We start from the raw sequence: 22,988 nt of genomic DNA, 5'->3' as shown, positions 1-22,988 counted from the left end.
GGTCGATATGCCCGTTTGGCGGTTTGCTTAATCTTTGGGCGTTATATATATCCCAAAGGATTGTTTTTTCTTGCTATGGATTTTTCCGCGATGCAGTAGTTCGCGTGCTGGGTGATTGCTGGCGTTTGCCGACCAGCCAGTCGCGAAAGGCTTTTGCCTGCGTCGTCGCGCGGGCATGAGTGCGCAGATGGAAGGCGTGGGGCGATGGCATCCGGTCAGGCACTACGGCCATCAGATCGCCGCTATCCAGCAGCGGGCCGGTTAATCCGGTCCAAGCCAGCACCGCGCCTGCGCCGTCTTTGGCCATCTGCAAGGCGATCATATGATTATTCACTACGATCCTGCGCCCCGTTGGCGCGCCAAGGCCAAAGTGCCCCAGCCATTCCGCCCAATCCGTCCAGTCGGTTTCCTCGTTCAGCACGTGGATCAGCGGCGCGTTCAGCAGGTCTTTGGCGCAGGTGATTTTATGCGCTTGCGCGAACCCGGGTGCGCTTACGGCAATGATCTGGTCGTGGAACAATTCGTCATATCCCTCGGCCCCCTCGGGGATCGGTCCGTAGTGGATCGACAGATCAGCGTGGGCATTGCGCGACGGGGTGTCGCTGACCATTTGCGAGACGACAATCTCGGGCCGGACCTTCCAGAAGGCGGTGATCTGAGGGGTCAACCAAAAGGCGCTCATGGCGGTGGTGGCCTGCACCACCACGTCTAGTGCATCGCCGCGCGGGCGGACCTCACGCACGGCGTCCGAGATTTCTTCCAGCCCCCGTTGCAAGGCGACGAATAGATAGGCACCGGTTTCAGTCAGATCGACCCCCCGATGCTGCCGACGGAACAGAGCCGTGCCCAGATCATCTTCAAGCCCTTTGATCTGGTGGCTGACGGCAGCAGGGGTCACGTTCAGCTCTGCTGCGGCATCGCGAAAGCTTACGTTTCGGGCAGCTGCTTCGAAACAAACCAGCGCCGTCATTGACGGAAGATCGTAGGGACGGGCCATCTGGTCGCTTTCTGCCTATTTGGTGTCGGAATGGTGCATAGATGAATTAATCTAATCTATGATGAGATTTTTTGCCATTGATTAAGCCCTTTTCTTTGCTTTTGGGTGAGGTGAGTTCACTTTTAACCGGAGGCAGGCCGATGTCTGACGCGCTTTCCGATATGCTGATGCGCCGCGAAGCGGGCCATTCGCTTGAGCGGGCATTTTACACCGACCCCGAAATCTACGCCCAAGACCTTGAGAACATCTTTTACCGCGAATGGCTGTTCGCGATCCCTGCCTGCCAGCTGACCAAGGCGGGATCTTATGCGCAGCTGCAAATCGGCGCGTTTAACGTTATTCTGGTGAAGGGCAGCGACGGTGAAATCCGCGCGTTCCACAACTCGTGCCGACATCGTGGCTCGATCATCTGCAAGGGGCGCGAAGGCCATGTGGCCAAGCTGGTCTGCCCCTACCACCAGTGGACCTATGATCTGGATGGCAAGCTGCTGTGGGCGCGTGATATGGGGCCGGATTTCAACCCCTCCAAGCACAACCTGCACCCTGTTCATATGCGCGAACTGGCCGGACTGATCTACATCTGCCTTGCCGAGACGCCCCCCGATTTCGATAGCTTTGCCGATGCGGCGCGCCCCTATCTTGAGGTGCACGAGTTGCAAAATGCCAAGGTCGCCTATTCGTCCTCGATCATCGAGAAGGGCAACTGGAAGCTGGTCTGGGAAAACAACCGCGAATGCTACCATTGTGCCGGCACCCATCCGGCCCTTTGCCGGTCGTTCCCGCTGGATCCTGCGGTGGCGGGTGTGTCGGCTGATGGCAGCGTGCCAGAGCGGCTGCAAGCCCACTTTGACAAATGCGAGGCTGCGGGCGCCCCGTCCAAATTCTACATGGGCGGGTTCGCGGGGCAATACCGTCTGGCGCGCATGCCCCTGCAAGAGAATGCGGTTAGCTACACGATGGATGGCAAGGCCGCGACGCGCCGCAATCTGGGCCGCGTCACGGTGCCGGATGCGGGAACGCTGCTGAAGTTTCACTATCCGTCCACATGGAACCACTTCTTGCCCGATATCTCGATGACCTTCCGCGTCACGCCCATCGGTCCGCAAGAGACCGAAGTCACCACCTATTGGCTGGTGAACAAGGATGCGGTGGAAGGCGTGGATTATGACCTGAAGCGTCTGACCGAGGTCTGGATCGCCACCAACGACGAAGATCGCCAGATCGTTGAGGATAACCAGACCGGCATCAACTCGCCTGCCTATGTCCCCGGTCCCTACAGCCCGATCATGGAAGATGGCGTGGATCAGTTCGTGGATTGGTACGTGAAGACGATGCTGCGTGCAAAAGGTCCGCAACATATGGCTGCGGAATAAGGCGATGGTAGCTCTGACCTATTGGACCGACGCCGAACCGCTGGAATGTGTCTCTTACCTGCCAGAGGCGCCAAATGTGGCGACCTTTACCTTTGCAGCGCCTTCAGGGGCGCTGTTCGGGCACAAGCCAGGCCAGTTCCTGACGTTGGAACTGCCTGTCCCTGACGGGGTTCTGCACCGGACTTATACGATATCGTCGTCGCCTTCGCGGCCTACCTCGCTGACCATCACGGTGAAAGCGCAAGAAAGCTCATTGGGGACGCGCTGGATGCTGGATCACCTGCGCCCCGGGATGCGGGTTAAGGCGATCGGGCCGGGGGGCACTTTTTCGCATCTGGAGCATCCGGCCAGCAAGTATCTGTTCATCTCGGCAGGTTCGGGCATCACGCCGATGATGTCGATGACTACCTATATGTATGATGCGGGCCGCGATCCCGATATCGTCTTCATCAACTGCGCCCGCCGCCCGTCCGAGATCATCTTCCGCGAACGGCTGGAGCATATGGCCAGCCGAATTCAGGGGATTGAACTGGCGTGGGTGGTGGATGGCACCGACCCCTACAAGCCTTGGACCGGCTATCGCGGCGGCTTCAACCAGTTGCTGCTGGGTCTGGCCGCCCCCGATTATCTAGAGCGCGAAGTTTTCTGCTGCGGGCCAGAGCCTTTCATGACCGCCGTGCGCGAGGCGCTGGAGTCCATGGGCTTTGACATGGACCGCTACCATCAGGAAAGCTTCACCGCCCCCGTGGGCGAGACCGGCGAAGTGCCGGAAGGCGTCCAGTTGGATGAGGAAACCAAAGCGACGGTGGAATTCGCGACCTCTGGCGTGACCATCGAATGCGCCGAGACCGAGACCCTGCTGGCCGCGGCACGTAGTGCGGGGATCGTGATCCCCTCGGGATGTACCTTCGGGGTGTGTGGGACCTGCAAGACCAAAAAGCTTAGCGGTCAGGTTCATATGGTCCACAATGGTGGCATCACTGAAGAGGATATTGCTGACGGCTATGTACTGGCCTGCTGCTCGAACCCGATTGGCAAAGTCAGTCTGGACGTTTGACCTCCTTCCCAAACGTCGAAGGCCCCGCCTGGCGCTGTGTCGGGCGGGGTTTTTCTTTGGCGCAGGCCGGAATTTAGCCGCCGAAGCCGAAGGAACGGGTGCTGGTGCTGCTGGTGCCAAATCCACCGCGTGACGTGGCGGTTGCCTTGGTCATCGGCGCTTTGCCAAAGGTCGTTGGGGCCTTGTTGAAGGTCGACGCGTTCAGCTTTGCCTTGCCAGTGTTGTTGGAATAGGTCGCGCCGCCGTTCGGCGTGGTGAACCGCCCGTCCGAGGTGCGATAAAGCGGCTGCGCCCCGATCCCGCGACCGCCCCCTAGCAGGTTGCCCATCAGGTAACCGGCCAAGAGGGGCATAAAGATGCTGCCCGACCCGCCCGTCACGGCCTGCGCCTCTGATCCGCAGTTGCCTTCGCCATATTGCTCTTCGCAAACCTCAAGGCTGTCATAGCGCGGGGCGGTTTCGGCGTTCAGGGCTTGGGCATCGTTAAAGGCGGTCTGGCAGTCCTGTTCCGAGAACAGGCTGGTCGGCCCCACTGCGGCGACGCAGCTTTGCAGGTCAGGAAATGCCTGCGCGTCCACGGCCTCTTCGCGGCACGCCGCGAGCGAGAATGAGGCGGCGCCGACGATGGCAAGGGCTACGGTTTTCGAACGTTTGGTCATCTGGTCCTCGTTTGCGTCAAGGTCTGCGTCAAGCGCGGATGAAATGGGGTTTAAAGCGGGACAGGTCCTGCGTGATGCGGCTTTGGTCTTCGCGGATGCCCATGCCTGCGCAGGTATCCCCGACGATCCATGACCCGATCACGGGGCGGAACCCGCCCATCACGGGCAGCGGCTGATAGGCCTGAATGATGCGCGGGTGGGCGTCGTAATCCGAGTGCGTGGCAACTTCGGTCTGCTGCCCGCCCTCAACAATCGCAATGGACGCGCCTTCGCGGGAAAACACCGGTTTACTGACATATCCGGTCTTCAGCGCTGCCTCGGCCCGTTCAAATCGGGCCTGAACCGCGCGCGCCGCACTGCCCGAACCACTCAGGGCAGCGTCAACGTCACTGGCGAAGAAGGCCGGTAACAGATTTTCATGGCCCTCGAACATCTCCCACAAGACAGGCAACAGGCCCTTGTTGGACAAAAGCGCCTTCCAAGCTGGTTCGATTACCTGACAGCCCGATGAGGCCAAATGGTTGGCGTAGTCATCGCGCAGCAGGTCTTCCCAAGGATACAGCTTGAAAAGGATGCCGATCACACGGTCCTGATCGTCCAGAAACTGTCCCTCATCACTTAGGGCGATCTGTTCAAGGTCGGTATAATGCGCCCCAAGTCCCGCCTCACGCGCGGCCCAACCAAGGCTTTCAACTGTGGCGTAATCCTCGGGGTTACCGCTCATGGCGGTGAAGTGCAGGTCGGTGCCTTCTGCAAAAGTGGCGTGCAGGTGATCCACGATGGCCTCATGGATGCCGTTGAACTGGTCGTCTTCGGCGTTCAGGATGCCTGCAGCTTGTTGGTCTTCGAACCACTGCCACTGGAAGGCGGCGGATTCGTATAAAGAGGTCGGCGTGTCGGCATTGTATTCCAGCAGTTTCGCGGGGCCTTCGCCGTCATAGACCAGATCGAACCGCCCGTAGAGCGACGGGTCCCGCCGCTGCCAGCTGTCCGCGATATAGTCGCGGTGCGCCTCCGGGATGCAGAGCTGGTCCAGCAGGTCCTCACGCCCAAGGATATAGTCCACCGCCTCTAGGCACATGCCATGTAGCGCAGTCGAGGGGTCCTCGATCCGGTTTTCAACCTCATCCAGAGAGAATGCGTAGCACGATGTCTCATCCCAATAAGGCTGGTCATGCATGGTTGCGAAGGTAAAGCCTAGTTCTTCGGCTTTTTCGCGCCAGTTCGGGCGCTCGGGAAGGTCAATTTTCTGCACGCTTGCGTCCGTGTTTCCGGCTGTTTGCCCCTTATATGGGGGCTGGGGGCCGGATTGTGAACGCATCACACCACTTTTCGCCTTTGAATTAAGCGGCCTCCGATTTCCGTCGAAAAAGTTCCATCACAATTGCCCCGAAACGCTGCACAATTTTGTGTGCATAAATGCGCAGGCTAAAAGCAATTATCACGCTTACGTGCGTTGAAGTGAGGATGGTGAAGGTCCATTTGTTCCTCATGACGAACGCAATGATGCGTCGGACACACGCACTGAAAGGACCTTAATTATGAAAACTCTTATTGCTGCTACCGCTCTTGTTGCTGCTATCTCGGCCCCCGCTTTTGCGCAGAGCCAACTGGAAAATCTGGCCGGCGTTTCGGCTGGTGAATACAGCACCTCGCAGGTTGCCCAGATCTATCTGGCCGCTGATGCAGACGCTCCCGCGCCCTATCTGGCAGGTGAAAGCACCGCGACTGTTTCGAGCAAATCATCGGTTAACCCCGTTGCCGAAGCCCAGTTCGAACTGATCGCCGCCCAGAAAGGCGAAGACTACAGCTCGGGAACCGTGACCGTCTACAGCGCGGCACCCGTAAACGCGCAGGCTGCTGCGATCTTTGCAGACATCCGTTCGGAATAACCCTTTGATGTTACGGCGACCTTCGGGTCGCCTGACAGCTCTGTAGGTTCGACAGGCTCGCTGGTTTCCAGCGGGCCTTTCGTTCGTTTTGGGGATAGTTCGACGGAAAAGTCACCTTCCTGCGTTCATGTATCGAGGTGGCGGCAAAGCGCCGATGACGTGTGATGGTCTTGTATCAACAGACCTGCATGCACATCTCAGAGTAGAAGCAAACAAGGAGACCAAGATGGATGTGAACAAACTGCTCGAAGGCTTTCTGGGCTCACAAGGGGGGCTTGGCGATGTCGCCAAACAGATCAAAAGCCAGCAGTCTGGGCTACCATCCGGTCTGGTCGGCGGTGCGGCGGCGGGTGGTCTGATCGCGGTTCTGCTGGGATCGAAAAAGGCCCGTAAACTGGGCGGCAAAGCAATCAAATACGGTGGCATGGCTGCTGTAGCGGGGCTGGCCTATAAAGCCTATAAGGACTGGCAGGCGAACAAGACGCCCGGTGCGCCGTCAGGCCCTGCAAGCCTTCCCAAGCCTGAAACCGGCAGCCCCTTTGATATTGAGCATGACACCGATGCCAAGGGGCAGGATTTCCGCCTTGTGGTGATGCAGGCGATGATCGCCGCGGCGCAAGCCGACAATCACATTGACCGCGACGAACACGCCCGTATCCGCCAGCAGGTGGAAAATCTGGGCCTCGGGGCGGAAGAGAAGGCCGCGCTTTACGAATATTTTGCGCAGCCCGCTGACCCCGCCGCAATCGCGGAACTGGCGACAACCGATGCGCAGCGGGCCGAGGTGTATCTGGCCTCAGCCCTGTCGATCGATCCTGATACGCCGGAAGAGCAGTCCTATATGGCCAATCTCGCCCGTTTCCTGAATCTGCCGCAGGGGCTGCGGGATCATCTGGACGCCGAAGCGGATGCCGCGCGGGCTCAGGTCGTCTGATCTGAACCCAAGACAGGCAAAAGGCCGGAGGGGCGCCTCCGGCCTTTTTTCGTTTTTGCTACGTGGTTTCAGTATTTTGACGGCACGTAGAGGTCTGGGGGCAGGATCGCCCGTTCATAATCCGGTTTAAAGACCCGCTCGGGCAGAGTGATGTCATCGTGCGGGATCGGGCCGTAAGGGAACTGGCCAAGCAGGTGGTCGATGCAATTCAGCCGCGCCCGCTTTTTGTCATTGCCTTCAACGATGTACCAAGGCGCTTCGGGGATGTTCGAGCGTTGCAGCATCTCTTCCTTGGCTTTGGTGTATTGCTCCCAGCGGACGCGGCTTTGCAGGTCCATCGGGCTAAGCTTCCACTGCTTCATCGGATCGTGGATGCGCATGAGGAACCGCATCTGCTGCTCTTCATCGGTGATCGAGAACCAGTATTTCACCAACCGGATTCCCGATCTGACTAGCATCCGTTCGAATTCCGGCACGTCGTTGAAGAAATCCTCGACCTGATCTTCGGTGGCAAAGCCCATGACCCGCTCAACGCCCGCGCGATTGTACCAAGAGCGGTCAAACAGCACGATCTCTCCGCCTGCGGGTAGGTGCGGCACGTAACGCTGAAAGTACCACTGTGATTTCTCACGTTCAGTCGGGGCGGGCAGGGCAACCACACGGACCACACGGGGATTCAGGCGCTGGGTGATCCGCTTGATCACGCCGCCTTTGCCGGCCGAGTCCCGTCCCTCAAAGACCACAACAACCTTTTCGCCGGTGTGCTGCACCCAGTCCTGCAGCTTGATCAGCTCTGCCTGAAGGCGCAGGAGGCTTTGGAAATAGACCTTGCGATCAATCTGTTCGGGATGCGCGCGATTGTAGATCTTGCGGATTTCCTGACTGAGGAGGGCATCTTCGAATTCGATCTCGAAATCTTCGTCCAGCGTGTCGGCCAGTTCGGCCTCGAGCCAGTCGCGGGCACCGTCGTCAAATGGGTTCTCGGTCATGGGTAAACCACCGTATTGCTCTGTAAATTTGCCTTTAAACACTCCGATGTGACAGTTGCATGACCCCGCCTGTCAACCCGCGCGGAAATTTCGCGCCGTGCGGTTGGCAAAGGCCACAAGGGACAGCATGACCGGTACTTCGACCAGCACGCCGACCACCGTTGCTAAAGCCGCGCCCGAATTCAGGCCGAAGAGACTGATGGCCACAGCAACCGCCAGTTCGAAAAAGTTCGAAGTGCCGATCAATGCGCAAGGGGCGGCGATCTTGTGCGGTACTTTCAGGGCATAGGCGGCCCCGTAAGCAATGGCGAAGATGCCGTAGCTCTGGATCAGGATCGGCACGGCAATCAGGGCGATCACCAGCGGCTTGGCAAGGATCACATGTCCTTGCAGGCCAAACAGGATCGCAACGGTAGCAATCAGCCCGACCATCGAGACGGGTTTGATCCGTGCCGAAAACGCATCAATTGCGGTGTCGGTGCGCAGGATGCGACGTGTAAACAAGCCCGCCGTTAAGGGTAGGACCACGTAAAGGATCGTTGCCAGCACCAGCGTCTGCCACGGCACGACGATGTCCGTGACCCCCAAAAGAAAGGCCACGATCGGCGCGAAAGCGATGACCATGATTAGATCATTCACCGAGACCTGCACCAGCGTGTAGGTCGCATCGCCACGCGTCAGGTGTGACCAGACAAAGACCATTGCCGTGCAAGGGGCGGCCCCCAGCAGGATGAGGCCGGCAATATATTGGTTGGCGTCTTCGGGCGTGATGAGGGGGGCAAAAACATGGTTGAAGAACAGCACTGCCAGTAGCGCCATCGAAAAGGGTTTGATCAGCCAGTTCACCACCAGCGTGACCAGCAGCCCTTTAGGCTGACGGGCGACCCCTGCCACGGCGGAAAAGTCCACGTTCACCATCATCGGATAGACCATGGCCCAGATCAGCAGGGCCACGACAAGGTTGATGTTGGCAACCTCGGCGGCGGCGATGGCTTGGACCAATGTGGGGGCGAAAGCACCTATCGCGATGCCGCCGATCATCGCAAGAGCGACCCAGAGGGTCAGGAACCGTTCAAAAATACTCACATCAGGGCCTTTTTGGTTTTGGCCGTGCTCCGGGTCGCCGGACGTGGAACACGGGTGGATGTCCTGTGCGTTGTCTAATCCGGTGCCCGTACTGCCGTCTACCTTTGCGCGCCAATCGCGGGCCTGAATGGAACGTTTCTTTGATTATGTCGGCTCAGGACGGGCGACGGATCGCGCTTTGCCTTGTTGCGGTGCGCGCCATCTGAGTTTCGGGCCTTCCCTTGCGGATTTGGGTTAAAAGCCAGTCGTCGCATCGCGTGAAAGCCTTCCGCAACGCCAGAGCTGTCAGAAATGACAGACCAAGTGCTGTGGCGGCCATCAGGGGCTGGGGCAGGGTCGGCGCGGCGCTCTTCAAACCGAAGACCAGAATTTCATGGACTAGATAGACAAACAGACTGGCCGAGGCCATCTGCCCGATCCCGCGCCCCATCCTGCGCGGCAGGGGGATCGCTGGATGCCATACCAGCAATCCCAGCGTGGCCAGCACGACCGCAAGGATTTGAAGGTCCATATCTGCGCGGGTCAGCACCGCCAAAAGCCCCAAGATCAGTGACGCCGTGGCAAAGTGCTGCGCACGTCCCGACATCTCATGCAGGAGCCATCCGACACAGAACACTGCAAGTCCCTCGGCCAGCCCGCGTGAGGGGTGATAGGGCAGCGTCGTGCCGCTTAAGGTTTGCACGGATTGGGCTATGGCGATGCCGCTGAGTAGCACTGTTGCAAGGCAGGCTATGGTCTGCCACGGGTGTGAGAGCAAACGGTTCCGCAAGAAGGGCAGGCCGATCATCAGTGCAAGCACCGCAATGATCTGGGCGTAGAGGCTAACGAACCAATAGACCTCTAAGAGCGAGCCTTCGGACCAGATGTGATAATTGCCCAAAAGCAGCAGATAGCTCGTTGGTACTGCATCTCGGAAGCTGCCATAAGCGATCAGCAGCAGGAAATAGAGCGGCACAATCGGGTAAAGCATCCGGCCCACGAACGTCCACGGCATCCCCGCCTTGATTTGTTGTTTCTGGAAGCGGGCAGTTGAAAAGCCCATAAGCAGGATCAGGATCATGGTGCCGCCAAAGACCGCGTAATCGGTGGCGTGCTGGGCGACGACCATCGAGATTGCCAATACGCGCAGCACTACGTCTATGCCCACTTGCATCTTGTTCGATGTGGCAGGGGTATGGGGCGTATGTGCCCGCATGGCGACCATGGCCTCCAGATCGCGCAGAGGCATGGTCTCCCAGTTTTGCGGTGCGTGGCCAAGTCGTTCTTCTAGCGCCAGTTGCAATGTCAGGTAGCTGAGAGAGTCGCCGCCCATCTGGACAAAGCTATCTTGGGGTTTCACGTCTTTTTTGCGGGTCGTTCGACGAAAAACTTCGCGCAAAGGCATCTGTGCTTTGCTGGGGGCTGCTTTCGCGGCACATAGCGCATTTTGGGCCAACATGCGCAGGGCGGTGTGGTCGGGTTTGCCTGAAGACAGTAACGGCAGCTTTGCGAGATGCTCGGAATGTATAGCCTCTGGCGGTAGACCATAGGAATTGCACACAATCTGCACCGCTTTTTGCGCATCTTTTTGCTTCTCGCATAGCAATACGAGCCGATCATTGATCGCGACGGCCTGCGCAGGCGCACCTTTTGCCTTCAACTGCGCCTCGATCTGGTCAAGGCTAAGGCGCAGGCCGAAGAGTTTGACAAAGCGCTTGAGGCGACCGGTGATGCGAAAGAACCCATCTGGCGTTTGCTCGGCCAGATCTCCGGTGAACAACTGCGGTGGCTGGGACGGCGCAGCTAGGTCCGTGGGGCGCACCGCGTAGCCCATCATGACATTCGGTCCCTCATAGACCAACTCGCCTTGTGTGAGGGGGGTGGTGATGCGCTGGCCATTTTCATCCCTTAGCCAAAGGGTGCCGCCAGGGATGGCTTGGCCGATGGTGTCTCCTGCCTCTGGCAGCGCATGTTGCGGGACATAAGAGATGCGCGGAGCGGCTTCGGTTTGGCCATACATGACCACCAGATCCCACAGGTTCTTGTCTCCCAGTTGGTGGAAATACTCCAATGTCTTAAGCGCCAGCCGCCCGCCTGCCTGAGTGATGTAGCGCAGGTTCGGCAACTCAGCTCCGGTAAAAGAGCTGTGGCGCAGCAGGTCGAACTGATGGGGTACCAGCGCCAGACTGGAAACACCCGCCTGCGCGGCCTGCGGCAGGAAATTTTTGTCCACCACCGACAGATCGGTCAGCAGCAGGCTGGCCCCCGCAGCAAGGTAGGAATTCAGGACAGAAAGGCCGTAGGAATAATGCAAAGGCAAGGTGGTGGCGGCGCAATCAACAGGGGTGATCCGTAAGTATTCGGCAATTGCTTTGGCGTTCGAGGCAATGTTTTCCGCCGATAATCGGACCAGCTTTGGATCACCCGTGCTGCCCGAGGTGGACAGCAGTAGTCGCAAATCGGGGTGAAGTGGCGGTGTCGGTGCGTCTTGATCGACCTCGATCGTGATCGGGGCGCAGGTGCCCGGATGGGCTGCGCGGATTGTCAAAGGCGGGCGCCATTGATCGAATAAGGGCTTGCCCTTGGCCAGTTGGCCGGGTTCGGCCAGCAATACGGGAAAGCCGCAGCGCAACGCGCCTAGGTATGCGCTGATCGCTTCTGGGGAGAGGTCAATCTCTAGCCCCAGAACAACCCGTTTGCCGAAGGCTGCCTCAGATAGCCGCGCGGCCCATGTGTTTGCGGCCCGATCTATCGCCCCGTAACTGAGCGTTGTGCCATCGGGTAGGCGCAGGGCGGTCCGCTGGGGTGGGACTTCAGCAAAGTCCCAGAACGGGGAAGGGGGAAAAAAATCGTTCATAATACTTTCACTCAACGCGCGACAAGCCGATCTGGTAACAGCGTAGGGTTGCGCGCGTATTGATGTAAAGTATTGATTATATTGTAATAAATATTTTTCGAGAACTTCAGATTTCTGGGGCTGGGTTAAGAAATTGTCAATTTAATCGACGGATTATCTTTGCCCCTGCCGCCACGGGTTTGCCTCAAGGCGGCGTAAGAACAGTATTCCGCCGATGGCCAGTCCGATGATGACAATCGAATACCCCAGAAACGCAGTTTTCAGGCTGAAGATGTCGCTCAGGTAGCCAACGATTACCGTCGGCACGGAATTTGCCAGATATCCGGCCATATAAAAGCGCGAGATGTAGGCTTCGCGCGTGGCGGGGGTGGAGGCGCGGTTGGCCGCTCCGAGTGATCCGACAAAGGCTGCGCCATAGAAGAACCCGCACACGGGCATTAGCGCGATCAGGACCGCGCCAATGGCGCCCGGAATGGCGGCAATTAGCACGATTTGCGCCACCGCCATGCCGACAAGGCCTGCTAGGATTGCCCGTTGCGCCGGATAGCGGCCGGACAAATATTGGCCCAGACCGCCGAACAGCTGGAAAATCGCGGGGACCAGTCCGGCTAGGGCAGGTGAATGAAGATGATAGACGGTCAGCCCTAGATCTGTCCCAAGCGCCATCAGCACCGACCCCAGCATCCACGCTACGCAGACCACCAGACAGGCCAGAAGGAACAGCGGCATATCCACTTTCTCAGGGCCTTGAGGGGATGCAGGCAATGGCGCGGAGATGTCCTTGCGGGGCCAGTGGGACACGATCAGACCGATTGCGGCCAGCACTGCCAAAATGACGATGACCACAAAGGGCGTCACGGTTGGAGCCAGATCAAGCCAGATCGCAAGGGAGCTTAGCAAAGGTCCGCCCGCAGCGCCCCCCGTGAAGGCCACAGTGGCTGTCACCGCCGCCACGCGCCGCATGTCCGGCGGGTAGATCGCAAACAGTGCCGCCGAGGCCATGCCGGTGATCGCGCCAGTGCCAAAGCCATTCAGGAACCGTCCGACCAGCAGAACCGGCAGGCTGTGGGCGACAGCAAAGATCACAGCGCCAAGGGCGGTCATCAGAAGGCCAGGGACGATGATCCGGCGCAGATCACTGACCCGACCGCCAATCTTGCCAAAGATCAGCAGCGCCAGCATCGTGCCAGCCGCATAGGTGGAAAAGATTGCCGTTCCCATGCCTTTGCTCAGATGCAGTTCTTCCAAGTAAAGGGGGTAAAGCGGGCTGGGAGCGGTGCTGCCAAGCAGGGCTGAAAAGATGGCCAAAGCGCAAGACGCCCTTGCCAGACGCGTATCGCGCAGGTCCGTTCCCATCGTGTCGTCCGGTGTCGCTGTCTGTAGATCGACCGGCCAAAGCCGGTATGGGGCGCAAGCAATTATTTGCGCTTGCCTGCACCTAGCCGGATGCTGCGGGTCTTGTCCAGCGACCGAAGGCGCGGGATAGGGCCTCAATCCGGATCAAGGCCCTATCGCGAAGTCGGTGCTTAGGGTTTAGTCGATCGGTTGCGGCAGATGTACGACCAGCCCGTCCAGTTCCGAAGTGACCTTGATCTGGCAGCTGAGGCGCGAGGTCGGGCGGATTTCATCCTCGGCGCATTCTAGCATGACCTCTTCGCCGTCGCTGGCGTTTCCTGTACGCGCATCCTCGATATAGCAATGACATGTGGCGCACATCATCGCACCGCCGCATTCGCCCAAAATGCCCGTAATGTTGTTGGCAACCGCAGTCTGCATGATGTTGTCGCCGTCGGCGGCATTCACGGTTTTGCTGCTGCCATCAGGCTGCACGAAGGTGATCGAGGTCATTGAGGTCTCCATTCGTTAGTTCAGCGTCACAGGCAGGTTGAGCGGGCCGCGAAAGCCAAAGCCGCTCCAGGCCACATCCTGCGGGCGTTCAAGGGTCATGTTGGGAAAACGGTCAAACAGCAGTGGCAGCATGATTTCCCCCAAAGTGCGGCGTGCCACATGGGCCCCTGCGCAGTGATGTGGGCCGCTGCCAAAGGACTGGTGAGGGTGCTTGTCGCGGAAGACGTTATATTCCTCGCCGTCGTCACCAAAGATCGCCTCATCGCGGTTGGCCGAGGCTTGGATGGTCATCACACGTTCTTCAGGACCGATCAGATAATCGCCGATCTGCACCTCTTGGGTGGTCCGCCGCCCCGAGACCTGAATGGGCGCGACCCAGCGCACGCCTTCTTCAAATGCATCCATCCACAGATCGCGGCGTTTGACCTCTTCGAACTGATGCGGATTGGTCAGCAGGCCATAGACGATGGTGGCTAGCGCGTCGCGCGGCTCATTGATGCCGCCGCCGATGGCGATCTTGATGTTGGCGTACATCTGGCTGAGCGGGATCGGGTTCTTGGCGTTGAGCATCACCGAAAAGGCCGAGTTGTTCGGCTCTGACTGGTGGCGCGGGATCAACCGATCAAACAGCGCGTTCATCTGGGCGTTCGCTGCGTCCGAGGCCTCGAACAGCGCGGGGTCATAGCCAAAGTTGCCCGCCCCGTCGATCAGGCGCTGGGACCAGTCCTGCATCTGTGCGTCGGTGGCCTCTTCCAGACCTAGCATGTGGGCTAGAATGCGCGCGGCGACCGGCCCGCAAAGGTCGGTGAACAGATCAACGGTTTCCCCGCGGGGCAAGCGGCCCACGTAGTCCTCGGCGATCTTGCGGTAAAGATCGCCCCAATCGGTTCGGATCACCTTGGGCGAGAACGCAGGCTGCATGGCCATCCGTTCGGCCCGATGTTCGTCCCCGTCCTTGCGCATCAGGGTATGGGCCTGAAAGGCGGGTTTCATCGGCGTGGTCGGATCGTCCGAGCTGAAAATCTCGGGGTTTTCCTTGATCCACTTGGTCAGATCGGCCTTGGTGACCAGAATACGCTTGGTCTGCGCCATGCGCACCACGGGTGTCTCGGCACGCATTCGTTTGTAGATCGGATAGGGATCACGGCTTAGATCGGCCAGTGTGACGGCCTCATCCACGGGTAAATCGCGCATCTACAGGTCTCCTCCCAAAGCTGTAGCGTTGACAGGTAACCCTGAGGCGCGGCATCTATCAATGCGATTGATCCGATAATTAGCATCGAATTTTTCGATGCAACTGGGGTATGGCCATGGCGGCGCATAAAATCGATCCGCTTTCTGTGGATTTCCGGTCGCTGGATATGCTGGCGCGGGTCTACCGGCTGGGGTCCTTCACCCGCGCGGCGGAAGAGCTAGATGTGACGCAATCGGTCGTCAGCTACACCATTGAAAAGCTGCGCGGGGTCTTTGGCGATCCGCTGTTCGTGCGTGAAGGGCGGCAGTTGTTGCCTACGCCCCGCTGTGAAGAGGTCGTGACAGAGGGTGGCGATTTGTTGGCCCGCTTCACTCGTTTGGCGGCGCCACAACAGTTCGATCCCGCCAGCAGCGCTGAGACGATCACTATCGCCTGCAACTTCTATGAGCGGGCGCTGATCATCCCGCGTCTGGTGCGCCGGATCCGTGCCGCTGCCCCGCGCATCAAGGTCGAGATCGTGGATGCAGGTTATCTGGGCCACGACAAGCTGCTTCGGACCGAGGCGGATATGTTGATCGGCCCATTTGTCCAACTGGGCGCGGCATTCTACAGCCGGACCCTTTACGAAGACCCCTATGTCTGCCTGATGGATCCGTCCCATCCAATGGCGGGCAAGGCTTTAGCGTTAAACGACTATCTGGCGTTGGAGCATATCTACATCACCTACGGGGGGCGCTGGAAATCGCGCTACATGCAGTATCTTGAACAGCGCGGGCACGCCCTGTCCATCGCGATCAAGACCCCAAGTCCTGCGGGCATTCACAACCTGATCGCTGGCACGCAACTGGTAGCAACCATCCCCGAACGTCTGTCGCAAGAACTGGGCGAGGGGCTGCACGTCACCCGCTGTCCGGTCGATGCGCCGGTGGCGATCCAGATGGTCTGGACAGCGCGAACACAAGGATCAGAAATGCACAAATGGGTGCGCGGGCAGGTGGTGCAGGCGATTAAGGGCTAGCGCTTTAGGCGGATCAGGTGACGCCCGCCCGCAGCAGCACGTTGACCGCGCTGTCGAAATGCTCGGACATGGCGGCTTCAGCGCGGGTTGCGTCTTGGGCCATGATCGCGGTTGCGATCCGCTCATGGCATTTCAGGTTCTCAAGCCGGTTCGCATGGGTGCCGCGCGAACGCCAGCCGATGGCCCATGTCTTGCGGGTGATCACCTGAAAACTGTCGATCAGCATCGCATAAAGGTCGTTGCCCGAGGCCTTGGCGATCACCGAATGGAAACGCAAATCCAGCTCCATCAGAGCGGAATAGTCCCCCTCTAATGCTTTGAACATGCGTGAGGTCAGGTCCAGCAATTCTGCCGCTTCGGCATCGGTGCGGCGTAGGGCGGCCAGACTGACGGTGCGCAACTCGAGCGTGCGGCGCACGTCTAGCATTTGCTGGATGCTCAGGCCTTTGGCGTGGGTGGCGTGATCCAGAACGACGCTGAGGGATGAGGCATCTGGCATCGCCACGCGGGCGCGGCGGGACTTGCCGATCTCAAGGATCCGCAAGGTCGCAAGGCCGCGCATCGCTTCACGAGTGACAGACCGCGACACGCCCAGGTGCTGGGCAAGGGCGGTCTCGGAGGGAAGCGCATCACCGGGGACCAGTCCTTGATCACGGATCAGGGCGCGGATACCGGCCATGGTGCGCTCGGGCAGGTTCGGGGCGGGGCGATCAGCAGGCATAGCGACTTTCTGCATGTTTTCGGAAAATTTGCGCCAAATTGTCTGACAATTCAATTCTAATTGTCCAGTTTTGTTGCGGCTGCTTCGTCGGACTGGCTAGCAAGGCGCTGATGCATCGGGAGGAGACATCAGATGAAGATCACGGCCATCCGCACCTATCGGGCAGAAGAATTCGCCAATGTGCTTTGGGTCCATGTGGAAACCGACGCGGGTATCACTGGTCTGGGTGAGACCTTTTACGGGGCTGAGGCCTGCGAAGCCCACATCCACAACACTTTGGCTGTGCGCCTGTTAGGGCAGAACCCCCTGAACATTGAGGCGCTGCACAAAGAGATGGTTAATCTTCCGAACGCGCAAGCCTCGACCGGGGTGGAGTATCGTGCGGCTTCAGCCATCGACATCGCGCTATGGGATATCTTTGGCAAAGTGGCGGGACAGCCGGTGCATGTGATGCTTGGGGGGCAAAGCTGGGATCGGGTGCGGGTATATAACACCTGTGCAGGCACCCGCTATGTGCGCACCAACAAGATCAAGCCGGTGGATACGTGGAACCGCGGCGATGGTCCCTATGAGGATTTGGATGCCTTCATGACCGATGCGGGGGCCTTGGCCGAAGACCTGCTGGACAACGGCATCAGCGCCATGAAAATCTGGCCCTTCGATCCGGCAGCGATTGAAAACAAAGGGCAGTTCATCAGTGCCGCCCAGATGAAAGAGGCCCTGTGCCCCTTTGAGAAAATCCGTAAAGCCGTGGGCGACCGGATGGAGATTATGGTCGAGCTGCATTCGCTCTGGAACCTGCCGGTCGCAATGGAAATCGCCCGCGCGTTGGAACCCTACGCGCCCCGCTGGTTCGAAGACCCGATCCGTATGAACAGCCCGCAGGCCTTGGCAGAATTTGCCCGTAGCACCCCTGTCTGGACCTGCGCGTCCGAGACATTGGGCTCGCGCTTTGCCTATAAGGATTACTTGGATCGTGATGCGGCTCATGTGGTGATGGCCGATCTTTGCTGGACTGGCGGCCTGACCGAAGGGCGCAAGATCGCGGCGATGGCGGACACTTATCACCGTCCCTTTGCGCCCCATGATTGCATCGGGCCTGTGGGCTTTGCGGCGGCGATCCATATGTCGTTCAGCCAGCCCAATACCCTGATTCAGGAAAGCGTTCGCGCCTTCTACAACGGCTGGTACCGAGAGTTGGTGACAGAGGTGCCGCGCATCGAAGGGGGCTATGTCTATCCCATGGAAGGGCCGGGCCTTGGCACCGAACTGGTACCGCAGTTCTTTGACCGCTCGGATCTGAGCACACGCATTTCGGAGGAAAGCTGATGTCTTTGGCATTGTTTGATTTGACCGGAAAAACTGCCCTGATCACCGGATCAAGTCGGGGGCTGGGCCGCGCCTTTGCCGAAGGGCTGGCGGGCGCGGGGGCTCGGGTTATTCTGAATGGCGTTGATCCTGCGCGTCTGGACGCAGCTGCTGCGGAAATGCAGGGGCAGGGGTTCGACGTGCTGACCAGCTGCTTTGACGTGACCGATGAGGATCAAATTCTGGCGGCTTTCGCCGAGTTGGATGAGCAGGGCGTCGAGGTGGATATTCTGGTCAACAACGCCGGTATCCAGTTCCGCAAACCCATGCTGGAACTGGCCACGGCGGATTGGCAGCGGGTGCTGGATATCAACCTGACCTCTGCCTTTGTGGTGGGCCGAGAGGCCGCCAAGCGCATGGCCGCACGGGGGCGAGGCAAGGTGATCAATATCGGCTCACTGACTTCGGAACTGGCCCGCGCAACGGTTGCGCCCTACACAGTCGCCAAAGGCGGGATCAAGATGCTGACCAAGGCCATGGCCGCCGAGTGGGGCGATAAAGGCATTCAGGCCAACGCCATTGGGCCGGGCTACATGGTCACCGATATGAATGAGGCCCTGATCAACAACCCCGACTTTGACGCTTGGGTGAAAGGACGCACGCCGATGCGCCGCTGGGGACTGCCGCAAGAACTGGCGGGGACTTGTATCTATCTGGCCTCGGATGCCTCGAACTATGTGTCCGGTCAGATTATCTATGCCGATGGCGGCATGATTTCCGTGCTCTGAAGGAGACTTAACGATGAAGATTGTGTTTCACGGCGACAATGCCTCGACCTTCGAGCCCGGCCTGTCCGAGTTGCTAGAGATGCCCCATGAAATCCGCGTGATCTCAGATGCTGCCAATGGCGATGGCGAAGCTGAGGCGTTGGCCAGCGCTGATGTGGTGGTTGGTGTCCATTATGCGGCCAGCGACGGCCCGCTTTCGGCGCGGCTCTACCAGTTGCCTGCGGCGGGCTATGATAAAGTGGATATGGCGGCGCTGCCTGAAGGCTGCGCTGCGTGCAACGCCTTTGGTCATGAGAACGCCATCGCAGAATATGTGATGTGCGCGTTGCTGTCCCGCCATGTGCCTTTGGTCGATGCGGATGCGCGACTGCGGCAGGGGGACTGGCACTATTGGGCTGGCGGGCCGGATGGGCTGCGGACCGAATTGGGCGCACAAAGCATCGGGATCGTGGGGTTCGGCCATATTGGCAAGGCGGTGGCTGCGCGGGCGCGGGCCTTCGGGATGACGGTCCACGTGGCCAACCGCTCGGCTGTGACGCAGGCGGATGTGGTGGCGCATCCTCTTGGGGATGTGGCGGCAATGGCGGCGCAGGTGGATATCCTGATCAACACCCTGCCTTTGACCGATGAGACCGCAGGGTTGATCGGGGCAGAGGTGTTCGCAGCCATGCCGTCCCACGCCATCATCATGAACGTCGGGCGCGGTCCTGTTATCGCTGAGCCGCCCATGTATGAAGCGTTGAAAGAAGGGCGGATTGGTGGAGCTATTCTGGACACGTGGTACGTCTACCCCTCTGCCGCAGCGCCCCACACCATGCCCGCGAACCTGCCGTTCCATGAGCTGCCCAATGTGTTGATCACACCCCATATGTCCGGCTGGACTGAAGGTACGATTGCCCGTCGGCGGGATACAGTGGCCGAGAATATCAACCGGCTGGCCCGTGGTGAGGCACTGCTGAACCGTTTGCGATAAGTTCTCTAACATCCTTAAATTACAAAGGCAGTGCCCCGTTGGGCGCTGCCTTTTTCGTTGTGTCGATGGGGGCATTTTCCTGCGGTGCGAACAAAGGGCTTTACGACTCGGGCTTCGAAATTCTATAAAAATACAAATTGTATACGAATCGAATTCGCGCTGGAGCGCGTGACGAAGGAGGGCCCTATGTCAGCGAAAGATCGAAAGGCCGCTTTGGCGGATCATCTGCGGCAGGCGGTGCTGACTTGTGAACTGGCACCCGGTCAGGACATGGATGAGGTTGCCCTGTGTGATGCCTTTGGCCTGTCCCGCACCCCCGTCCGTGAAGTGTTCCGAGAGTTGGACGGCGAAGGGTATCTGGACCTGCGCGAAGGGCGCGGCGTGCGGGTGGCCGAGATGTCACATACTACGCTGCGCGATTTCTTCATCGCGGCCCCGATGGTCTATGGCGCAGTGCTGCGGCTGGCGGCGCGCAATGGGCTGCCCCATCAGATCGCCCGCCTGAAAACTGCGCAGGAGGACTACCGGAACGCTCTGCGCAATGGCTCGGCCGCGGATCGGACGCTGGCGAACAACCGCTTTCACCTGATCACCGGAGAGATGGCGGCGAACACCTATCTACTACCGTCGTTCCACCGGCTGCTGATTGATCACGCGCGGATCGGGATGACGTTCTACCAGCCGGTCAGCAATCAGATGGCGTCGAACGTGTCGGCCTCGGCGGATCAGCATGACCAGATGATCGCCGCCATTGAGGCCCGCGATGAACAGAAGGCCGCAGAATTGGCAGATGCCCATTGGGCGCTGTCCCGAGAAGAAATCGAACGCTTTGTGATGCCTCCGGCGCTGGATGTGCCGCTGGGGACATACACCACCAAAGCCTCTTGAAGGACCAGTGATGACACCGATTTTTGAATTCAAGGGGATCTACACCCCGCTTGTGACCCCATTGAACGCCGATGGCTCGGTCCGTTGGGACGGTCTGGCCGACGTGATTGAGGATCTGATTGCCAAAGGCGTGCATGGCCTGATCACTGGCGGCTCGACCGGTGAAAACTATGCGCAGACCGTGGCTGAACGGATCGAGATTGCGCAATTCACCAAGGACCGCATCAAGGGCCGTTTGCCACTTGTTCTGGGAACCGGCGCAATGCTGACCTCTGACAGCATCACCTTGGCGAGTGCTGCGCGGGACATGGGCGCGGACTGTATCCTGCTGGCCAGCCCGCCCTATTCAGTACCGACCGACCGTGAAAACGCCCTGAACGCGCTGGCTATCGACAAGGCGGCTGGTCTGCCGATCATGCTCTACAACTATCCGCACCGCACCGGCACCATGATGGGCGAGGAATTCCTTGACCGCGTATGCCGCAGCCGGAACTTCTGCGGGATCAAGGAAAGCTCGGGCGATATCAACCGCGTCCACCTGCTGGCGCGGGATTATCCGCACATCCAGTTGGGGTGCGGGATGGATGATCAGGCGCTCGAGTTCTTTGCCTGGGGCGCGCCGTTCTGGGTTTGCGGGGGCTCTAACTTCCTGCCCGAGGAACATGTGGCGCTGTACAATGCTTGCGTGGTCGAGGGTGACTTTACCAAAGGCCGCCGCATCATGAGCGCGATGATGCCCCTGATGCGCGTGCTGGAACAGGGTGGCAAGTTCATCCAGACCATCAAACATGGCGTGACCCTGAACGGGATCGAAGCCAGCCGCGTGCGCGAACCGCTGACCCCTTTGAACAAGGATGACAAGCGGGAACTGGAACAGGTCGTGCGCGTGCTGCGCCGGACCATTGCTGACATTCAGGCGGGGAAATAACCGATGACTTTGCTGACCCAAGACGAATACCGCGCGATTGCTGCTGGTCTCGATTTTCCCGTGAATGCCTTTATCGACGGGGCGTCGCGGCCTGCCGCATCGGGCAAGACATTTGCCACGGTGAACCCCGCGACGGGTGAAAAGCTGGCCGATGTGGCCGCCTGCGGGCCTGAGGATGTGGACTTTGCCGTCGAAAAGGCCCGCGAGGCGTTCGAGGATGGTCGCTGGTCACGCCTGCACCCGTCTGACCGCAAGGATGCCCTGATCCGCCTGTGCAAGCTGATCACCAGAAATGCACGTGAACTGGCGGTGATGGAAAGCCTTGATAGCGGTAAGACCATCTATGACTGCGAAACCGTGGATATTCCCGAGACCATCCACTGTCTGAAATGGCACGCCGAGGCGATTGACAAGATCTATGATCAGGTCGCGCCTGCCTCGGACAACCACATTGCAATGGTTGTGCGTGAGCCCATCGGTGTGGTGGGTCTGGTTCTGCCTTGGAACTTCCCGCTGCTGATGCTGGCGTGGAAGATCGGTCCTGCGCTGGCGGCGGGCTGCTCGGTCATCGTGAAGCCAGCGGAAGAAACCAGCCTGACTGCCCTGCGCATCGCAGAACTGGCGATTGAGGCGGGTATTCCCAAGGGCGTGCTGAACGTGGTCACCGGCAGTGGACCCGAGGTGGGCGAGCCCATCGGGCGGCACATGGATATCGACATGGTGTCCTTCACCGGCTCGACCGTGACCGGCAAGCGGTTCCTTGGCTATTCGGCAGAAAGCAACGCCAAAGAGGTGGTGCTGGAGATGGGCGGAAAAAACCCCGCCGTCGTGCTGGACGATGCCGAGAACCTTGATCGCGTGGCAGCCCATGTGGTGAACGGCGCTTTCTGGAATATGGGCGAGAACTGCTCGGCCTCGTCCCGTTTGATCGTCCATGAGGCGGTTCGCGATGAACTCTTGGCCCGTATCAAGCACCACATGCAGGAATGGAATGTGGGCGATCCGCTGGACCCCGAAACCCGTGTGGGCGCGCTGGTGTCCGAGGCGCATTTTGCCAAAGTCTCCAGCTATCTGGACGGCGCTGATGTGCTGGTTGGCGGCACCGCCAAGGATGGGTTTGTTGAACCCACAGTGATCGCGGTCGCGGGCAATGACGCCAAGCAGGCGCGGGAAGAGATCTTTGGCCCCGTTTTGTCGGTGATCACGGTCAGCAGCTTTGATCAGGCGATCCAGATTGCCAATGACACCGATTATGGGCTGTGTGCATCGATCTTCACCGCCAACACCAAGCGGGCCATTCGCGGTGCGCGGATGCTGCGGGCGGGTACGGTGACGGTGAACAGCTTTGGCGAGGGCGATATTTCGACCCCCTTTGGCGGGTGGAAACAGTCGGGCTTTGGTGGCCGCGATAACGGCGTTCACGCCCACGACCAGTACACCCAGCTGAAGACCATCTGGATCGATCTGGCGGATGACGCCGACGAAGCCGTGAGCTAAGG

Annotated in this window: 21 protein-coding genes; 11 read left to right on the top strand and 10 right to left on the bottom strand. The window is 59.4% G+C overall.

Features of this window, described 5'->3' with window-relative positions:
• Positions 1-73: 73 nt before the first annotated feature.
• Positions 74-997 carry a LysR family transcriptional regulator gene (locus tag CLV74_RS11750; RefSeq protein ID WP_106264919.1) on the bottom strand — a complete coding sequence of 308 codons (924 nt, stop codon included), beginning with the start codon at positions 995-997 and terminating at the stop codon, positions 74-76.
• A gap of 140 nt (positions 998-1,137) precedes the next feature.
• Between CLV74_RS11750 and CLV74_RS11745 the strand changes: the two genes are divergently transcribed.
• Both CLV74_RS11745 and CLV74_RS11740 read left to right on the top strand, forming a co-directional pair.
• Positions 1,138-2,370, top strand: a complete 1,233-nt coding sequence (locus CLV74_RS11745) for an aromatic ring-hydroxylating oxygenase subunit alpha (RefSeq protein WP_106264917.1) — start codon at positions 1,138-1,140, stop codon at positions 2,368-2,370.
• Positions 2,371-2,374: 4 nt separating this feature from the next.
• Positions 2,375-3,427, top strand: a complete 1,053-nt coding sequence (locus tag CLV74_RS11740; protein ID WP_106264915.1) for an FAD-binding oxidoreductase — start codon at positions 2,375-2,377, stop codon at positions 3,425-3,427.
• Positions 3,428-3,500: 73 nt separating this feature from the next.
• On the opposite strand, the gene CLV74_RS11735 is transcribed toward CLV74_RS11740, so the two are convergent.
• Both CLV74_RS11735 and CLV74_RS11730 read right to left on the bottom strand, forming a co-directional pair.
• Positions 3,501-4,085, bottom strand: a complete 585-nt coding sequence (locus CLV74_RS11735; protein WP_106264913.1) for a DUF1190 domain-containing protein — start codon at positions 4,083-4,085, stop codon at positions 3,501-3,503.
• A gap of 28 nt (positions 4,086-4,113) precedes the next feature.
• Complete coding sequence (locus CLV74_RS11730; protein ID WP_106264911.1) at positions 4,114-5,340, bottom strand: glutathionylspermidine synthase family protein; 1,227 nt, start codon at positions 5,338-5,340, stop codon at positions 4,114-4,116.
• A gap of 286 nt (positions 5,341-5,626) precedes the next feature.
• On the opposite strand from CLV74_RS11730, the gene CLV74_RS11725 reads away from it, so the two are divergent.
• Positions 5,627-5,977, top strand: a complete 351-nt coding sequence (locus tag CLV74_RS11725) for a hypothetical protein (RefSeq protein WP_106264909.1) — start codon at positions 5,627-5,629, stop codon at positions 5,975-5,977.
• 226 nt (positions 5,978-6,203) lie between these two features.
• Positions 6,204-6,911: a tellurite resistance TerB family protein gene (locus CLV74_RS11720; RefSeq protein ID WP_106264907.1), complete on the top strand. Its 708-nt coding sequence runs from the start codon at positions 6,204-6,206 to the stop codon at positions 6,909-6,911.
• A 68-nt stretch (positions 6,912-6,979) separates the two neighbouring features.
• Here the strand turns inward: CLV74_RS11720 and ppk2 are convergent, their stop codons facing one another.
• The 6 genes from ppk2 to CLV74_RS11690 all read right to left on the bottom strand — a co-directional run bounded on the left by ppk2 (position 6,980) and on the right by CLV74_RS11690 (position 14,864).
• Entirely contained in the window at positions 6,980-7,900 is a 921-nt protein-coding gene (gene ppk2 / locus CLV74_RS11715; RefSeq protein ID WP_106264905.1) for a polyphosphate kinase 2, read from the bottom strand.
• A 72-nt stretch (positions 7,901-7,972) separates the two neighbouring features.
• The gene (gene arsB / locus CLV74_RS11710; RefSeq protein ID WP_106264903.1) at positions 7,973-8,986 is read right to left on the bottom strand and encodes an ACR3 family arsenite efflux transporter; all 1,014 of its coding nucleotides are present in this window, start codon (positions 8,984-8,986) and stop codon (positions 7,973-7,975) included.
• 154 nt (positions 8,987-9,140) lie between these two features.
• Positions 9,141-11,822 (bottom strand): AMP-binding protein, encoded by a 2,682-nt coding sequence (locus CLV74_RS11705; RefSeq protein ID WP_106264901.1) that lies wholly within the window; start codon positions 11,820-11,822, stop codon positions 9,141-9,143.
• A 153-nt stretch (positions 11,823-11,975) separates the two neighbouring features.
• The gene (locus tag CLV74_RS11700; RefSeq protein WP_106264899.1) at positions 11,976-13,178 is read right to left on the bottom strand and encodes an MFS transporter; all 1,203 of its coding nucleotides are present in this window, start codon (positions 13,176-13,178) and stop codon (positions 11,976-11,978) included.
• A 177-nt stretch (positions 13,179-13,355) separates the two neighbouring features.
• Positions 13,356-13,670: a 2Fe-2S iron-sulfur cluster-binding protein gene (locus tag CLV74_RS11695; RefSeq protein ID WP_106264896.1), complete on the bottom strand. Its 315-nt coding sequence runs from the start codon at positions 13,668-13,670 to the stop codon at positions 13,356-13,358.
• Positions 13,671-13,685: 15 nt separating this feature from the next.
• On the bottom strand, positions 13,686-14,864 hold the full coding sequence (locus tag CLV74_RS11690; protein ID WP_106264894.1) for a cytochrome P450: 1,179 nt from the start codon (positions 14,862-14,864) through the stop codon (positions 13,686-13,688).
• Positions 14,865-14,980: 116 nt separating this feature from the next.
• On the opposite strand from CLV74_RS11690, the gene CLV74_RS11685 reads away from it, so the two are divergent.
• Positions 14,981-15,883 (top strand): LysR family transcriptional regulator, encoded by a 903-nt coding sequence (locus CLV74_RS11685; protein WP_106265125.1) that lies wholly within the window; start codon positions 14,981-14,983, stop codon positions 15,881-15,883.
• Between the two features lie 13 nt (positions 15,884-15,896).
• On the opposite strand, the gene CLV74_RS11680 is transcribed toward CLV74_RS11685, so the two are convergent.
• Positions 15,897-16,604 (bottom strand): FadR/GntR family transcriptional regulator, encoded by a 708-nt coding sequence (locus CLV74_RS11680; RefSeq protein ID WP_211299035.1) that lies wholly within the window; start codon positions 16,602-16,604, stop codon positions 15,897-15,899.
• 132 nt (positions 16,605-16,736) lie between these two features.
• Here CLV74_RS11680 and CLV74_RS11675 point away from each other — a divergent pair, with 132 nt between their 5' ends.
• From CLV74_RS11675 to CLV74_RS11650, 6 genes are all read left to right on the top strand, one after another.
• Positions 16,737-17,933, top strand: a complete 1,197-nt coding sequence (locus CLV74_RS11675; protein WP_106264892.1) for a mandelate racemase/muconate lactonizing enzyme family protein — start codon at positions 16,737-16,739, stop codon at positions 17,931-17,933.
• Complete coding sequence (locus CLV74_RS11670; RefSeq protein ID WP_106264890.1) at positions 17,933-18,700, top strand: SDR family oxidoreductase; 768 nt, start codon at positions 17,933-17,935, stop codon at positions 18,698-18,700. Before CLV74_RS11675 ends, CLV74_RS11670 begins: the two co-directional genes overlap by 1 nt.
• A gap of 13 nt (positions 18,701-18,713) precedes the next feature.
• Positions 18,714-19,673 carry a 2-hydroxyacid dehydrogenase gene (locus CLV74_RS11665; RefSeq protein WP_106264887.1) on the top strand — a complete coding sequence of 320 codons (960 nt, stop codon included), beginning with the start codon at positions 18,714-18,716 and terminating at the stop codon, positions 19,671-19,673.
• A 186-nt stretch (positions 19,674-19,859) separates the two neighbouring features.
• Positions 19,860-20,561, top strand: coding sequence for a GntR family transcriptional regulator (locus tag CLV74_RS11660; RefSeq protein WP_106264884.1), 702 nt, complete (start codon positions 19,860-19,862; stop codon positions 20,559-20,561).
• Positions 20,562-20,571: 10 nt separating this feature from the next.
• Positions 20,572-21,489, top strand: coding sequence for a dihydrodipicolinate synthase family protein (locus tag CLV74_RS11655; RefSeq protein WP_106264882.1), 918 nt, complete (start codon positions 20,572-20,574; stop codon positions 21,487-21,489).
• Positions 21,490-21,492: 3 nt separating this feature from the next.
• On the top strand, positions 21,493-22,986 hold the full coding sequence (locus CLV74_RS11650; protein WP_106264880.1) for an aldehyde dehydrogenase: 1,494 nt from the start codon (positions 21,493-21,495) through the stop codon (positions 22,984-22,986).
• Positions 22,987-22,988: the final 2 nt, after the last annotated feature.

Origin of the sequence: Donghicola tyrosinivorans, from assembly GCF_003003355.1 — a bacterium.
Classification (GTDB): domain Bacteria; phylum Pseudomonadota; class Alphaproteobacteria; order Rhodobacterales; family Rhodobacteraceae; genus Donghicola; species Donghicola tyrosinivorans.
The sequence above is the reverse complement of the archived record's forward strand: the minus strand, read 5'-3'. Positions and strand labels throughout refer to the sequence as shown.